At 71.3% G+C, this 13,871-nt stretch carries 16 protein-coding genes; 13 read left to right on the forward strand and 3 right to left on the reverse strand.

What is annotated here, in order from left to right:
• Positions 1 to 76 precede the first annotated feature (76 nt).
• From ABN273_RS02600 to ABN273_RS02655, 12 genes are all read left to right on the forward strand, one after another.
• The gene (locus ABN273_RS02600; protein ID WP_349446957.1) at positions 77 to 748 is read left to right on the forward strand and encodes a hypothetical protein; all 672 of its coding nucleotides are present in this window, start codon (positions 77 to 79) and stop codon (positions 746 to 748) included.
• 1 nt (position 749) lies between these two features.
• A complete protein-coding gene (locus tag ABN273_RS02605; protein ID WP_349446958.1) occupies positions 750 to 1,466 on the forward strand; it encodes a hypothetical protein in 717 nt (238 codons plus the stop codon).
• Entirely contained in the window at positions 1,463 to 2,758 is a 1,296-nt protein-coding gene (locus ABN273_RS02610) for a TadA family conjugal transfer-associated ATPase (RefSeq protein WP_349446959.1), read from the forward strand. Before ABN273_RS02605 ends, ABN273_RS02610 begins: the two co-directional genes overlap by 4 nt.
• Positions 2,759 to 2,761: 3 nt before the next feature.
• On the forward strand, positions 2,762 to 3,607 hold the full coding sequence (locus tag ABN273_RS02615) for a type II secretion system F family protein (protein ID WP_349446960.1): 846 nt from the start codon (positions 2,762 to 2,764) through the stop codon (positions 3,605 to 3,607).
• Entirely contained in the window at positions 3,600 to 4,520 is a 921-nt protein-coding gene (locus ABN273_RS02620) for a type II secretion system F family protein (protein WP_349446961.1), read from the forward strand. Before ABN273_RS02615 ends, ABN273_RS02620 begins: the two co-directional genes overlap by 8 nt.
• Positions 4,520 to 4,750 carry a hypothetical protein gene (locus tag ABN273_RS02625; RefSeq protein WP_349446962.1) on the forward strand — a complete coding sequence of 77 codons (231 nt, stop codon included), beginning with the start codon at positions 4,520 to 4,522 and terminating at the stop codon, positions 4,748 to 4,750. The genes ABN273_RS02620 and ABN273_RS02625 overlap by 1 nt, the downstream gene beginning before the upstream one ends.
• The gene (locus tag ABN273_RS02630) at positions 4,737 to 5,165 is read left to right on the forward strand and encodes a TadE family protein (RefSeq protein ID WP_349446963.1); all 429 of its coding nucleotides are present in this window, start codon (positions 4,737 to 4,739) and stop codon (positions 5,163 to 5,165) included. The genes ABN273_RS02625 and ABN273_RS02630 overlap by 14 nt, the downstream gene beginning before the upstream one ends.
• Positions 5,162 to 5,554 (forward strand): TadE family protein, encoded by a 393-nt coding sequence (locus tag ABN273_RS02635; protein WP_349446964.1) that lies wholly within the window; start codon positions 5,162 to 5,164, stop codon positions 5,552 to 5,554. The genes ABN273_RS02630 and ABN273_RS02635 overlap by 4 nt, the downstream gene beginning before the upstream one ends.
• On the forward strand, positions 5,547 to 5,951 hold the full coding sequence (locus ABN273_RS02640) for an Rv3654c family TadE-like protein (protein WP_349446965.1): 405 nt from the start codon (positions 5,547 to 5,549) through the stop codon (positions 5,949 to 5,951). The genes ABN273_RS02635 and ABN273_RS02640 overlap by 8 nt, the downstream gene beginning before the upstream one ends.
• A 70-nt stretch (positions 5,952 to 6,021) precedes the next feature.
• Positions 6,022 to 8,739: a BTAD domain-containing putative transcriptional regulator gene (locus ABN273_RS02645; protein WP_349446966.1), complete on the forward strand. Its 2,718-nt coding sequence runs from the start codon at positions 6,022 to 6,024 to the stop codon at positions 8,737 to 8,739.
• Positions 8,736 to 9,335 (forward strand): hypothetical protein, encoded by a 600-nt coding sequence (locus ABN273_RS02650; protein WP_349446967.1) that lies wholly within the window; start codon positions 8,736 to 8,738, stop codon positions 9,333 to 9,335. The genes ABN273_RS02645 and ABN273_RS02650 overlap by 4 nt, the downstream gene beginning before the upstream one ends.
• A complete protein-coding gene (locus tag ABN273_RS02655) occupies positions 9,332 to 10,261 on the forward strand; it encodes a hypothetical protein (protein ID WP_349446968.1) in 930 nt (309 codons plus the stop codon). Before ABN273_RS02650 ends, ABN273_RS02655 begins: the two co-directional genes overlap by 4 nt.
• Here the strand turns inward: ABN273_RS02655 and ABN273_RS02660 are convergent.
• Complete coding sequence (locus ABN273_RS02660; RefSeq protein WP_349446969.1) at positions 10,251 to 10,685, reverse strand: MarR family winged helix-turn-helix transcriptional regulator; 435 nt, start codon at positions 10,683 to 10,685, stop codon at positions 10,251 to 10,253. The genes ABN273_RS02655 and ABN273_RS02660 overlap by 11 nt on opposite strands.
• A gap of 90 nt (positions 10,686 to 10,775) precedes the next feature.
• Between ABN273_RS02660 and ABN273_RS02665 the strand changes: the two genes are divergently transcribed.
• Positions 10,776 to 11,930 carry an MFS transporter gene (locus ABN273_RS02665; protein WP_349446970.1) on the forward strand — a complete coding sequence of 385 codons (1,155 nt, stop codon included), beginning with the start codon at positions 10,776 to 10,778 and terminating at the stop codon, positions 11,928 to 11,930.
• On the opposite strand, the gene ABN273_RS02670 is transcribed toward ABN273_RS02665, so the two are convergent.
• Together ABN273_RS02670 and ABN273_RS02675 are read right to left on the reverse strand one after the other, a co-directional pair.
• The gene (locus ABN273_RS02670; RefSeq protein WP_349446971.1) at positions 11,927 to 12,427 is read right to left on the reverse strand and encodes a methylated-DNA--[protein]-cysteine S-methyltransferase; all 501 of its coding nucleotides are present in this window, start codon (positions 12,425 to 12,427) and stop codon (positions 11,927 to 11,929) included. The genes ABN273_RS02665 and ABN273_RS02670 overlap by 4 nt on opposite strands.
• Positions 12,424 to 13,803 carry an AlkA N-terminal domain-containing protein gene (locus ABN273_RS02675; protein ID WP_349446972.1) on the reverse strand — a complete coding sequence of 460 codons (1,380 nt, stop codon included), beginning with the start codon at positions 13,801 to 13,803 and terminating at the stop codon, positions 12,424 to 12,426. Before ABN273_RS02675 ends, ABN273_RS02670 begins: the two co-directional genes overlap by 4 nt.
• Positions 13,804 to 13,871: the final 68 nt, after the last annotated feature.

A 13,871-nucleotide genomic window follows, 5' to 3' on the forward strand; every position in this document is an offset into this window, starting at 1 on the left:
CATTCCGCCCACGAGCGCACGCCCGGCCCCACATAATGGCGGGGAATTCCACGATTCAATTGGGAGCCCCTCACCCATGAGGACCAGTGAAAAGCCTGCCGTCAACGCGGCGGCGGGGTTGTCCGGCCCGGCCTCGCGCAAGCTCCCCGTGCCCCCTCGAGAACGCAAGCCGGCCCTGGCCGCCCTCGCCGTTCTCCTCATACTCGGCGGCGCGCTGGCCACGACCCTGCTCGTGCTGCGCAGCGGCGACCGGGTCTCCGCCATCCGCGTCACCCAGCAGATCGGCGCAGGCCAGAAGTTCACCGAGCAGGCGCTCGAAGAGGTCAAGATCGCGGCGGACAGCGGCGTCGACTACGTGAGCTGGTCGCAGCGCGGCCTGGTGACCAACAGCTTCGCGGCCGTCACCATCCTTCCCGGCACCCTGCTGACGAACAAGATGGGCGTCAGGGCGAGCACCGAGCTGAGCCAGGGAAAGGCGACCGTCGGATTGTCGCTCAAGCCGGGGCAAATGCCCGCGGGAGTGGAACCGGGCGACCGCGTCCAGGTGGTATTCGTGCCGAGCCGGTCAAGCCAGGGGCAAACACGCGTACTCGCGGAAAGCGCGCTCGTCTTCTCGGTCGGCGACAAGTCCAGAACGGGAAACTCCGGCCAGATCACTGTGGTGGTGGATGCGTCGGCATCGCCGGAATTGGTGGCGTTCGCCTCCAGCGGGGAGATCGCGGTCGCCGAGCTACCGGGGGCACGCTGACGTGGCGCTGATCGTACTGGCCGCCGACAAAGGCGCGCCGGGTGTGACGACTGCGGCGACGGCCCTGGCGGCGGTGTGGCCGCGCCCCGTGCTGCTGGCCGAATGCGACCCGGCGGGCGGCGATCTCGCCTACCGGCTCCCGGCCGTGGACGGCGGCGTGCTCAACCCGGCGAAGGGACTGCTCACGCTCGGCGCCACGGCGCGGCGCGGGCTCGAGCCCGCCCAGATCCACCAGCACACCCAGAAGATCGTCGGAGGGCTCGACGTGCTGATCGGGCTGACACACGGCGAGCAGGCCGCCGGGCTCACCTGGATGTGGGGGCCTCTGGGCAGGTCGCTCGCCGCCATCCCGAACGCCGACGTGATCGCCGACTGCGGCCGCCTCGGCGCGCACCCGCAGCTCGGCGACCTGATCGCCGAGGCCGAGCAGGTTGTGCTGCTCACCAGGGCCACCCTCGACCACGTCGCCCACCTGCGCGAACGCCTCCAGGTCACCAAGGCGCACGGCGTCGCCGTGATCGCCGACCCGCGTAACTACCGCGCCTCCATCGACGACGTGCGCAGGATCGTCGGCCCGGCCGTCCAGCACGTGTACGGCCTCGCGCACGACCCCAAGGGCGCCGAGCTGCTGCGCGGCCAGTGGGGCGGCCGCCTCGACCGTTCCCTGCTCATCCGTACGGCAAGAGACCTCGCGGCGAGGCTGGTGAGCCATCGATGATCGACCACTCGCTCGTCAAGCGCTTCCGCCAGGAGGTCGGCGACCGCCTGGCCCACCAGCGCAGGCTCGACCAGGCCAACGGCCTGCCCCCGATGACGGGGGAGGACGAGCGCCAGTTCGCCAGGGCGCTGATCTCCCAGGTGCTCGAGGAGCACGCCCGCAACGAGATCGGCCTCGGCCGCACGCCGCCCACGGTCGAGGAGGAAGAGGCGCTCGCCGCCGGCATCCACGCCGCGCTGTTCGGCGTGGGGAGGCTGCAGCCGCTGCTCGACGACCCCGAGGTCGAGAACATCGACATCAACGGCTGCGACAAGGTGTTCGTCAGCTACGCCGACGGCCAGGAGGTCATGCAGGACCCGGTCGCCGACTCCGACGACGAGCTGATCGAGCTCATCCAGATCCTGGCGGCGTACTCGGGCCTGTCGAGCAGGCCGTTCGACACCGCCAACCCGCAGCTCGACCTGCGCCTCCCCGACGGTTCCAGGCTGAGCGCCGTCATGGACGTCACCGTCAGGCCGGCGGTCTCGATCCGCCGCGCCCGCCTCGGCAAGGTCTTCCTGTCCGACTTGGCAGGCAACGGCACGATAAGTCGGGACATAGCGAGGTTTCTGACGGCCGCCGTCGCCGCCCGCAAGAACATCATGATCGCCGGATCCACCAACGCCGGCAAGACCACCCTGCTCAGAGCCCTGGCCAACGAGATCCCGCCCAGCGAGCGCCTCATCACCGTCGAACGCGCCCTGGAGCTGGGCCTCGACCAGTTCCCCGAGCTCCACCCCAACGTGGTCGCCTTCGAGCAGCGCCTGCCCAACTCCGAGGGCCAGGGCGAGATCTCCATGGCCGAGCTGGTCAGACGCTCCCTCCGCATGAATCCCAGCCGCGTCATCGTCGGCGAGGTCCTCGGCGACGAGATCGTCACCATGCTCAACGCGATGACCCAGGGCAACGACGGCTCCCTGTCGACCATCCACGCCAACTCCAGCATGGAGGTCTTCAACCGCATCTCCACCTACGCCCTGCAGGCCAGCGAGCGCCTGCCCATCGACGCCACCCACATGCTCATCGCGGGCGCCATCGACTTCGTCGTCTTCATCGAGAAGCGCAACGGCTACAACGTCGGCGGCACCCTGCGCCGCTACGTCTCCAGCATCCGCGAGGTCAACGGCGTCGACGGCCGCGTCCTGTCGAGCGAGGTGTTCGTGCCGGGCCCCGACGGCACCGCCGTCCCGCACGCCCCGGTCTCCTGCCTGGAAGAGCTCGCCGCCCACGGCTACCTGCCAGGGGGGTGGTGAGCCATGGTGCTCGACCCGTTGGCGATGCTGGCCGGAGCGCTCGGCGGCGGCGGCCTGTTCCTGTTCTTCATGTCCCTGTACGGCATGCGCCCCCGCCCGTCCCAGCCCAAGCGCCACCTGATCAAGATGCTGACCACGCGCACCGCGGTGGCGGCCGTGGCCGCGGGACTGGTCCTGATCATCACCGGCTGGCCGGTCATGGCGGCGGGCACGGTGCTGCTCGTGTTCGCCTGGCGCGGCCTGTCGGGCGGGGCCGCCGAGGAACGCGCCGCCATGCGCCGGCTCGAAGGGCTGGCCGCCTGGACCGAGTCCCTGCGTGACACGATCGCCGGCGCGGCCGGGCTCGAACAGGCCATCCCGTCGTCCATCAGGGCCGCCGCCCCCATGCTCAGGCCCCACCTGCGGGCCATGATCGACCGGCTGCACACCAGGATGGCGCTGCCCGAGGCCCTGGCGTTGTTCGCGGACGAGCTCGACGACCCCTCGGCCGACCTCGTGGTGGCCGCGCTCATACTCAACTCCCGGCTGCGCGGCCCCGGCCTGCGCGACGTGCTGGGCGCGCTGGCCGTCTCGGCCCGCGAGGAGCTCGACATGCGTCGCCGCGTCGAAGCCGAGCGCCGCGCGACCAGGCGCAGCGTCCAGATCGTGGTGATCACCGCGCTGGTCTTCGCCGGGCTCCTCATCCTGTTCAACCCCTCGTACGTGGCCGAGTACGAGGGCGTGCTCGGCCAGGCCGTCCTGGTGGTCGTCGCCGGGCTGTTCGGGGCCGGGTTCGCCTGGATGAGGCGGCTGGCCAGGTTCGACAAGCCGACGCGGCTGCTCATGGGAGGAGGCGGCGGCAATGGTTGAGGGCGCGCTGGGCGGAGCCGTACTCGGGCTCGGCCTGTTCGTACTGCTGAGGGCGCTCTTCCCGGCCCGTCCCGGGCTGGTGGCGCGGCTGCTGGCGCTCGACGCCGTGCGCGAGGACGCGGGCGGCCCCCGCATCCAGCTCGTGCTGCCCGACGAGGAGGTCAGCGCGTTTCGCCGCGGTCTGGGGGAGCGGCTGGCCCAGCTGTACGGGGCCCGCGGCTGGGAGGTCAAGTCGACCAAGGCGGACCTGGCGCTGCTCGGCCGCTCGTTCGAGGCGTTCCTGGCGAGCAAGGTGCTGCTGGCGGCCAGTGGCCTGCTGGCCTTCCCGCTGCTGCTCGGCTGGCTGGTGCTCATGGAGTGGGGCACCTCGCTCGCCATCCCGTTCTGGGCCGCCGTGCTCGTCGCGATCCTGTTCTTCTTCCTGCCCGACCTTCAGGTACGCAAGGACGCGGCGGCCAGGCGGCGGGACTTCCGCCACGTGGTCGGGGCGTTCCTCGACCTCGTCTCCATGAACCTGGCCGGCGGCCGCGGCGTCCCCGAGGCCCTCATGATGGCCGTCTCGGTCAGCGGCGAGCAGCCCAACTGGGCGATGGGCCGCATCCGCGACGCGCTGAGCGGCGCCAGGATCGTCGGCATCACCCCATGGCAGGCGCTCGGCCAGCTCGGCGAGGAGATCAACGTCGACGAGCTGCGCGACCTGTCCGCCGCGCTGGGCCTGGTGGCCGATGACGGCGCCAAAGTACGCGCGTCGCTGACGGCCAGGGCGGCCACGCTGCGCCGCCGCGAGCTGGCGGAGATCGAGGGCAAGGCCGGCGAGCGGTCACAGTCGATGCTCGTCGCTCAGCTCCTGCTCTGCGCCGGTTTCGTGATTTTCCTCAGTTTTCCCGCCGCTATGAAGATGTTGGGGTCCTGATGAACCATCCCTGGATCGTGTATCTCACCGCGTACCTGAGCGTGCGCATCCACCGTGCCCGCACTGCCCCCACCCGCGGCGCCTCCGCCGTCGAGTGGGTGATCATCACCGCCATCATCGCCGGTGTCGCGCTTGGCCTGGCCACGTTGATCAAGACGCTGGTGGAGCAGAAGCAGAGCGAGATCCAAGGCAGTTTCGGCGGTGGCGGTGACACCGGTGGCACCCCGTAAGAAAGGTGAGCGGGGTGCGACGGTGATCGAGCTGGCCTTCCTCATGCCGGTCGTGCTGGCGGTCGCGCTGCTCATCGTGCAGGTCGCGCTCTGGTTCCACGCCCGCCAGGTCGCGGAGGCGGCCGCCCAGGAGGGCGCGCGCGTGGCCAGGGCGGCGCCGTTCGACTCCGGTGACTGGCCGGGCCAGGCCACCGCGAAGGCCACCGACATCATCCGCGCCGTCGGCCCGAAGCTGCTCCAGGGCGCCACGGCCACGACGTCCGAGAAGGAGCCCGACGAGCGCTTCGTCACCGTGACCGGCAGCGCCGTACAGGTCATCCCGCTCCTGCCCGAGCTGACGTTCACGATCACCGCCACCGCGGGCGGGCCCGTCGAGTGCTTCCGCCCCGACAACGGCGGCGAGGACTGCTCATGAGCGGCGGAGAGCGCGGCTCCATGGCCGTGGAGACCGTGATGCTGGCCCCGGTCTTCCTGCTGTTCCTCATGTTCCTGGCCGGAGCCGGGGTGCTGGTGGAGACGCAGGGCCGGGTCAACGGGGCGGCCAGGGACGCGGCCCGCGCCGCGTCGGTGCAGCGCTCGTTCGACGACGCCGAGGCCGCCGCCGAGGCCATCGCCGGCAGTACGCTGACCGGCCCCTGCGGGTCCCCGTCCGTCTCGCTGGACGGCTCCACATGGGAGCAGGGCGGCCAGGTCCAGGCCGAGCTGAGCTGCGAGCTGGACCTCGGCTTCCTGGGGTTCGGCGCCAAGCGGATGACCGGCACGGCGGTGGTGCCGATCGAGCAGTTCAGGAGGGTCGATGAGTGAGCGGGGGTCGATGTCGGTCTTCACCGTGCTCTTCTCCGTCGCCGTGTTCCTGCTGGCCGGGCTGCTCGTGGACGGCGGCTCGGCGATCAACGCCCGGTTGCGCGCCGCCGACGTGGCCGAGCAGGCCGCGCGGGCCGGCGCCGATCAGCTCGACGTCGACCACCTCCGGAGCACCGGGCAGACCCGGCTGCTCGGGGAGGACCAAGTGTGCGCCAGGGCCGACGAGATCGTCACGGCGCAGGGCGGCGACGACGTGTCCCGCGGCCAGTGCACCGTCGGCCAGGCGCAGGTGACGGTCACCGTGTCGGTGCGGGGGGAGGCGTTCTTCCTGAGCGCGATCGGGTTCCCGGACTTCGAGATGACCGGCCGGGCGGTCGCCGCGCCTGAAGCGAGATAGACCGAATCGCACCACTCGATGGATCGGCGAACGTACGAGGCACGACGCTGGACGGCGGAAGGGAGAGACGATGGCGACGCGAGAGCCCGCGCGTCCACACGGACGTCACACGCCCGTGCGCGTCAAGGCCAGGCGCAGCGCAGGTGACGTGCTCGCCGGGATCGCGTCGCTGATCGTGCTGGTCGCGCTCGTGGGCGGCGTGCCGTACGCGCTGCTCACGTTCGTGGGCCCGCCGATCGCGCCCGAGCTGCTCGACCTCGACCTGCTCACCAGCCGGGTCGGCCCGAGCACGATCGTGGCAGTGCTGATCCTGCTGGTGTGGCTGGCCTGGTTCCAGCTGTTCGTGTGCGTGCTGGTCGAGGTTTACGCCGGGGTCCGCAGGGTCGGCATGCCCGCCCGCGTGCCGCTCTCGGGCGGGACGCAGGCGCTGGCCAACAAGCTCGTCGGCGCCGTGCTGCTGCTGTTCACGGCGGGGGCGATGGTCGCGCCGCTGGTCAAGCTGGCGCCGACCCCGGCCGCCCCGCCCGTGACGGCGGTCGCGTACTCGGCGCCGATCGTCGAGAAGACGCTCGAGACGCACAAGACCAAGAAGGTGTACGTGGTGCAGCCCCCGCACGGCCGGCACCACGAGAGCCTGTGGGAGATCGCCGAGAAGTGCCTGGGAGACGGCCGCCGGTATCCCGAGATCTACCGGCTCAATCAGGCGAAGGAGCAGCCGGACGGCAGCCGCCTGCGCATGGCCGACCTGATCAGGCCCGGCTGGGTGCTCGACATGCCGGACGACGCGAGGAACGTCCACATCGTCCCCGCCGGTCAGCCCCGCGAGGAGACACTGCGCGAGCATCCCGGCAGAGCACAGGTGGACCGGCACGTCGAGCGCGGCGCGCGGTCCGACCACGTCGAGAAGGAGGCCGAGAAGAAGGCCGAGGCCAAGCACCGCCAGCCGGAGCAGCGGGCCGAACAGCAGCAGCGGGCCGAACAGCAGCAGCCGACCGTCATCCAGGAGAGCCAGGCCGACCTCACCGACTATCTCGCCTCGGCCTCGCTGGCCGCCGCCGGCCTGCTGCTGGTGCTGGCCAGGCGGCGGCGCGAGCAGCTGTGGCGCAGGGTGTTCGGCCGCAGGATCGTACGCCCGCGCGACGACGCCGCCCAGGCCGAGGTCGCGCTCAGGCTGGGCGGCGACGCGCCGGGCGCCCGCATACTCGACATCGGCCTGCGGCTGCTCGGCGCCGAGCTGGCCGCGCAGAACCGCACCCCGCCCACCGTGTACGGGGCGCACCTGTCGGCACGCACGCTCGACCTGTGGATCCATCCCCCGGACGAGAACGCCCCCGCGCCGTGGACGGCCCAGGACGGCGGCCAGGTCTGGCGGCTGCCCGCCCACGAAGGCCGTCTCTTGGAGGACCAGCCAGGAGGGGCGCCGTACCCGGGGCTGGTCTCCATCGGCACGGACGCCAGCGGGCGCGTGCTGATTGACCTGGAGGCCGCGCAGGGCCTGATCAACGTGCGCGGCCCGCAGACCACGGCCGCGCTGGCCGCGCTCGCCGTCGAGCTGGCCACGAACCGCTGGTCCGACCGCATGCGCATCACTCTCGTCGGCTTCGGCGAGGAGCTGACCGCCATCGCGCCCGACCGGATCAGGGCCGTCGGCAGCCTGGCGGAGGTGCTGCCCGAGCTGGAGGCGAGCGCGGCACCGCGCAGGGAGGTGCTGACCGGGCGCATCACCGGCAGCCCGCGCGACGCCCACTACCTGCTCTCCGCGGTGGCGCCCTCGCACGAGGAGGCCAGGCGCCTCGCGCTGCTGGCCCGCAGGGACACCGCCGGGTACGTCCTGGCGGGCGACGTGCCGCACGCCACCTGGACGCTGGAGATCGGCGACGACGGCCGGGCCAGGATCGCCGAGCTCGGCTTCGACGTGCAGGCCCAGCTCCTGCCGCGCCGCCACTACCAGGCCCTGGTCGACCTCTTCCGCACGGCCGACCGGCTCGACGGCGAGCCCGTCCCCGAGGCCGAGCCGCTGGAAGGGCTGCACCCGCCCGTCGTCGAGATCAGGATCCTCGGCCCCATCGAGGTCACCGGCCTGCGGCCGCTGGAGGAAGGCCGGCTGGCGCTGGCCACCGAGCTGCTGGTCTATCTGGCCACCCACCCCGGCGGCGTGCATCCCTCGGTGCTCGGCGGTGTGCTGTGGCCGCGCGGCGTGCAGGCCATGGTCAGGGACGCCACGATCGCCAGGGTCGCCGAATGGCTGGGGCCCGAGCACCTGCTCGCCGACGAGGCCGGCCGGCTCAGGCTGGGGCCCGAGGTGCGTACGGACTGGGTGCTGTTCCGCGAGCTCGTACGCCGCTCGCACGGCGACCCGACGGCCAGGGCCGTCCTGCTGGAGAAGGCACTCGGCCTGGTCAGGGGCCCGCTGCTGACCGGCCGCCAGCCGGGGAGGTACGCCTGGCTGGCGGCCGAGGACCTGGAGTACGACGTGGCCGCCGAGGTGGCCGACGCGGCACACCAGCTCTGCGAGCTCAGGCTCGCACACGGCCAGCCGGACGCCGCGGTGGCGGCCGTACGCGCGGCGCTGCTGCTGGCGGCCGACGACGAGGGCCTCTGGCGCGACCTGCTGCGAGCCACGCACGCGACCGAGGACACCGTGCGGCTGCGGGCCGTCGTCGAGGGGCTGACCCGCAGGGCCGCCTCCCACCCGTACGGCGGCGGGATGGCCCCGGAGACCGAGGCCTTGATCGAGGAACTGCTGCCCACGTGGCGCATCCATGTGGTGAGGGAGTCATCGGCATGAGACGAGTCCTGGTGCTCTTGGTGATCGTCCTGGCGGGCTGCGGGCAGGCCGAACGCCCGTACGCGCCCCAGGGGTCTGCTTCCAGCGCACCCCCGAAGAGCGAGACCAGGCCCGAACCCACCGCGTCCGGGCCGGAAACGGTCACGATCGGCGGCAGGCTCCGGGTGGACATCGACTGGCCCGCCGACCGTGACCCCCTCCTCAAGGTCATCACCGATTACTACCTGGCCTCCAGGAAGGCACTCGTCTCCGGAAGCGATCGATACCTACAGGATGTGGATTTCGAACTCACGGCGGCCCGCGACACGTACGACTGGGTGCACAGATACACCGAACAGGAGAAGACGATGAAAGGCGCTGCCCGGCTCTACAACCTGCGCGTCGCCGCGGTCGTCGGCGGCAAAGGCGCGCAGATCAACGCCTGTGTTGACGAGTCGAAGGCGCGCCTGGTCTCCACACGCACCGGCAAGGCGGTCGTGCCCCAGCCCGACTGGGTGCGCACGCCGTACCTCCAGGCTGCGCTCGCCCACCGCGGCGACGATGGCGTGTGGCGGATCAGGGGACTCCGCTACGACATGAAGGGATGCACCGGATGAACCGCCTCGTCCCGCTGGCCGTCGCGGCCCTGACGATGCTGGCAGGCTCCTTGGATGATCAGCCGAATGGCAGGGCCTTCAAGGACGGCACCACGGTCGGCGTCGACCTGTTCAACTCCAAGATCGTCATCTCGGGTGACGGCGCCAGAGGCGGCAAGGGCGACGGCTACGTGCTCAAACGCCCATGCTGGTACGAGCCGGGCCAGAACGCGAGCGAGATGCTCAAGACGCAGCAGGGGCTGCGGGACTACTTTTTCAAGTTCACCAAGAATCCCACCGAGGAGAAGTTCAAGCAGTTCCTCAAGCAGTTCGAGGACCAGGTCGGCAAGGAAGGGCGCTGGTGGGGGCCGGCGTACAACGCCTCCGACCCGAAGGGCCAGGCCTGCTTCTCCAGTCTCGATCCGTTCGTCTTCGTGCCGCCAGGCACCACGCCGCCGGCCGGCATCACCATCCAGGAGCTGGCCGAGATCGCCAGGGCCGCGCTGACCGTGCCCGAGCCGACGGTCAAGCTGAGTCCCGACGCCAAGAGCTACGTCAACCTCCCCACCTGGGTGTGGCTGGAGGGCATCGGGGAGCCGCGCCGGTCGGTGACTGCGACGATCCCCGGCGTCATGAGCGCGACGGTGGTGGCCACTCTCCAGGACATCAAGATCGACCCGGGCACGACCAAGGACCGGGCCGAGGTGCGTGAGGACGGTTGCGGGACGTCCGGGAAGCAGTACACCAAGGGCGGCACGTTCTCGTGCGGCGTGCGTTACCTGCGTTCGTCGATCGACCAGCCGCGCGAGAAGTACACGCTCACCGTCACCACCGTCTGGCCGGTCCAGGTCACCGACAACGTGGTGCCGTTCCAGTTCGCCCCTGTGGAGGTCGGCGCCACCCGGGACGTGCCGGTCGGCGAGATCCAGAGCAACGTCAAGCCCTGATCACCGCGACCAGCGGGGCCAGCTCGGGCAGCTCGGCCGCCTCGTCCAGCACTTCCTTCAGCACGGCGTCATGTGTGGGACGTGCCCGGCCGAGCAGCTCGAACCCGGCCTGCGTGACCTCCGAGTAGATCCCGCGCCTGTCGTCCTCGCACAGATAGCGCCTGAGCAGGCCGCGGTTCTCCAGCCTGGTGACCAGCCGCGTCGTGGCGCTCTGGCTGAGGACGACGGCTCTGGAGAGCTGCTGCATGCGCATGTGCCAGCCGTCCTGCCTGGCCAGCGCGTCCAGCACGGTGTATTCGCTCACACTGAGCTCGTGCTCCTTCTGGAGTGATTTCTCCAGCTTGTCGTCGATTTTCGCGTGCAGCGCCGCGAGGGTGCGCCAGCCCTGGGCGCGCGCCTCGACGGCGTCATCGGCTAGGGGCATGTGACAGCCTCCTCGACATCCTTGTATGGTCAGTTAGTCGGCGCGTGCAAATAATGTCCACGCTTACTAACGTCGTCTGAGGAGTAGTCTATGCCTCTCGCCCTGTTCGCCCTCGCGATCAGCGCCTTCGGCATCGGGACCACGGAGTTCATCATCAACGGGCTGCTGCCCGAGGTCGCGGCCGACTTCGGCGTGACGATCCCGGCCGCCGGGCTGCTCGTGTCCGGGTACGCCCTGGGCGTGGCGGTCGGTGGGCCGCCGCTGACCATGCTCGGCGGGCGATTGTCGCGCAAGACCATGCTGCTGTCGCTGATGGTGCTGTTCATCGTGGGGAACCTGCTGTCGGCTCTGGCGCCCTCGTACGCGGTGCTGATGGCCGGGCGCTTCCTGTCGGCCTTCGCGCACGGCGCGTACTTCGGGGTCGGCTCGGTGGTGGCCGCCGACCTGGTGGCGCCGCAGAAGCGGGCCAGCGCCATCGCCTTGATGTTCACCGGCCTCACGCTCGCGAACGTCCTGGGTGTGCCCCTGGGGACCTGGATCGGTCAGGCGTTCGGCTGGCGGGCCACGTTCTGGGTCGTGGTGGTCATCGGCGTGGCCGGGCTGGCCGGCGTCCTGGCGCTCGTCCCTCGCCAGCCGCGCCCGTCCGGCGGCGTCCTGCGCGAGCTGTCGACGTTCCGCAAGCCCGGCGTCTGGCTGGCCCTGGCGATGACCGTCTTCGGCTTCGCCCCGGTCTTCGCCGTCATCACGTTCATCGCGCCCATCATGACCGGCGTGGGCGGTTTCTCACCCGGAGCCGTGCCCGTGGTCATGGCCCTGTTCGGGGTCGGCCTGGTGGTGGGCAACCTGATCGGCGGCAAGCTGGCCGACCGCGCGGTCATGCCCAGCATCTACGGCTCGGTCGCCCTGCTCACCCTCCTGGCCGTGGCGGTCGCCCTGGTGTCGGGCAGCCAGGTGGCGTTCGTCATCACCATCACGCTGTTCGGCGTGGCCGCCTTCGCCACGGTCCCGCCCCTGCAGACCCGCGTCCTGGACACCGCCGCCGGCGCGCCCACGCTTGCTTCGGCGGCCAACATCGGCGCCTTCAACCTGGGCAACGCCATCGGCTCCTTCGCGGCGGGCCTCACCATCGACGCCGGCCTCGGCTACACGGCCCCCGCCTGGTCGGCCGCCCTGCTGGGCCTGGTAGGGCTGGCGGTGGCGGGAGCGGCGGGCATCCAGGCCCGCCGCCTGGTTCCCGCCACCTAGAGTGCGCCCGATTCGTGGGCGATCAGCCACTCCTTGACCGGTACGCCGTAGTAGTACCCGCCATATCCCCCACCGCTGGGCAAGACCCGATGGCACGGCACAAAGGGCGCGATCAGGTTCTGCGCGCAGGCCGAGCCGGCGGCCCGAGCCGCAGTCCGGGGAAGACCGGCCCGTTCTGCCAGTTCCGCGTAGGAGACGGTGGTTCCGGCCTTGACCTCGCGCAGTGTCTGGTGGAGGCGCTTGCGGGTGGGCGTGCCGGGCTGGGAGACTGGGATGGCGTCCAGGGCGTCCAGGTCACCGGCCAGGTAGGCCCGGAGCGCCGAGGCCGCGGCCCCGAGGTCGTCGACGACCTCCAGGCCCTCCGCCTGCAGGGCGGGCGTGAGGCGTGCGAACATCTCCGTGGGGTCGGCGGTGAAGCCGGCCGCCACCAGCACCCCCTCGCGGGACAGCAGGGACAGCGGCCCCACGGGGGTCGGGACGAGCTGGGCAGCGATCATGATGCGCTCCAAAGGTGCAGGGCGGCGTAGGCCCGCCAGGGCCGCCACCGCTCGATGTGGTCGTCGGGAATGCCCAAGCAGGCCATGCGCTTCTTGAGCACGAGGTCGCCTGTGGGCCACGCGTCGGGGTCGCGGAGTGCCCGCAGGGCGATATAGCTGGCCGTCCACGGGCCGATGCCGGGGACTTCGAGCAGGGCCGCCACCGCCTCGGCGGGGTCCTGGCCGCCGTCCAGGTCGATGTGGCCGTCCGCCAGGTGGGCGGCCAGGTGCTTGAGGGTGGCGATCCTGCGGTTCGTCAGGCCCAGGCCCGTGAGGTCGGTGTCCAGCAGCTCGGCGGGGGTGGGGAAGAGCGGCCCGGGGGCGCGGGCGACGATGCGGCCGAGGAGGGTACGGGCGCCGGCCACCGAGATCTGCTGGCCCACGACCGCGCGTACGGCCAGCTCGAAGCCGTCGAACGCCCCCGGCACCCGCAATCCGGGACGGGCCGCGACCAGGGGCCCGATCGAGGTCTCGCCGAGGATCTCCGCGATGGCGCCGGGGTCGGCGTCGAGGTCGAGGAGGCGGCGGCAGCGGGCCACGATGCGGGCGAGCTGCCGCGTGTCGTCCACCGCCACGTCCAGGGCTATGTGGTCGCGCCGGGGTGTGAGCGTGATCGTCCCTCCCGGCACCGCTCGCGCATACGACGTACGCGTCGCCTCCTCCAGCCCGGGAATGGCGCGAGCGGCGAGAAACGCGAAGACCCCGTCCATGTCGTACGGCTCCCGCCGGTGCAGCCGGAGCCGGAGCGTCGCGTCGGACACCCGGGGCCCCGCCGTGGCCCGCAGCTCGCTGGGCGTGAAGCCGTACGTCTCCCGCATCGTCGCGTTGAACTGCCGCACGCTCCCGAACCCTGACGCGAACGCCACCTCCGTGACCGGCAGCCCCGTCTCCGTCAGCAGCTGCTTGGCCAGCAGCAGCCGCTTGGTCCGCGCGACCGCCAGCGGTCCGACGCCCAGCTCGGCCACGAACAGCCGGTGCAGGTGCCGCTCCGTGATGTGCAGCCGCTTGGCCAGCCCCGCGACGCCGTCGTCGTCGGCCGCGCCGTCGTCGATCAGTCGCAGCGCCCGGCCGACGAGGTCGCCGCGCACATCCCAGCCGGGATCACCGGGCGAGAGCTCGGGACGGCAGCGCTTGCACGGCCGGAACCCGGCTGCCTCGGCCGACGCCGCGTGCCGGTAGAAGCGCACGTTGCGGGACGATGGCGTACGGGCCGGGCAAATCGGACGGCAGTAGATGCGCGTGGTCGTCACCGCCGTGTAGAAGCGCCCGTCGAACCGGGCATCCCTGGCCGAGACGGCCCGGTAGCAGGAGTCGAAGTCGAGCTCTAGTGGTGACATGCCTCCGACAGTATTCGCTCCCCGCGCGCCCTGACTGGCGGAAATCGGACGTCAACATCAAATGGCAG

Origin of the sequence: Nonomuraea sp. B19D2 (assembly GCF_040137845.1) — a bacterium.
In the GTDB taxonomy this organism is placed as follows: Bacteria; Actinomycetota; Actinomycetes; order Streptosporangiales; family Streptosporangiaceae; genus Nonomuraea.

Bases quoted from the DNA above. Each gene is read 5' to 3' on its own strand.
- ABN273_RS02600 (WP_349446957.1), top strand. From the start codon at position 77: ATGAGGACCAGTGAAAAGCCTGCCGTCAACGCGGCGGCGGGGTTGTCC.
- ABN273_RS02610 (WP_349446959.1), top strand. From the start codon at position 1,463: ATGATCGACCACTCGCTCGTCAAGCGCTTCCGCCAGGAGGTCGGCGAC.
- ABN273_RS02615 (WP_349446960.1), top strand. From the start codon at position 2,762: ATGGTGCTCGACCCGTTGGCGATGCTGGCCGGAGCGCTCGGCGGCGGC.
- ABN273_RS02620 (WP_349446961.1), top strand. From the start codon at position 3,600: ATGGTTGAGGGCGCGCTGGGCGGAGCCGTACTCGGGCTCGGCCTGTTC.
- ABN273_RS02625 (WP_349446962.1), top strand. From the start codon at position 4,520: ATGAACCATCCCTGGATCGTGTATCTCACCGCGTACCTGAGCGTGCGC.
- ABN273_RS02635 (WP_349446964.1), top strand. From the start codon at position 5,162: ATGAGCGGCGGAGAGCGCGGCTCCATGGCCGTGGAGACCGTGATGCTG.
- ABN273_RS02640 (WP_349446965.1), top strand. From the start codon at position 5,547: ATGAGTGAGCGGGGGTCGATGTCGGTCTTCACCGTGCTCTTCTCCGTC.
- ABN273_RS02645 (WP_349446966.1), top strand. From the start codon at position 6,022: ATGGCGACGCGAGAGCCCGCGCGTCCACACGGACGTCACACGCCCGTG.
- ABN273_RS02650 (WP_349446967.1), top strand. From the start codon at position 8,736: ATGAGACGAGTCCTGGTGCTCTTGGTGATCGTCCTGGCGGGCTGCGGG.
- ABN273_RS02655 (WP_349446968.1), top strand. From the start codon at position 9,332: ATGAACCGCCTCGTCCCGCTGGCCGTCGCGGCCCTGACGATGCTGGCA.
- ABN273_RS02660 (WP_349446969.1), bottom strand. From the start codon at position 10,685: ATGCCCCTAGCCGATGACGCCGTCGAGGCGCGCGCCCAGGGCTGGCGC.
- ABN273_RS02665 (WP_349446970.1), top strand. From the start codon at position 10,776: ATGCCTCTCGCCCTGTTCGCCCTCGCGATCAGCGCCTTCGGCATCGGG.
- ABN273_RS02670 (WP_349446971.1), bottom strand. From the start codon at position 12,427: ATGATCGCTGCCCAGCTCGTCCCGACCCCCGTGGGGCCGCTGTCCCTG.
- ABN273_RS02675 (WP_349446972.1), bottom strand. From the start codon at position 13,803: ATGTCACCACTAGAGCTCGACTTCGACTCCTGCTACCGGGCCGTCTCG.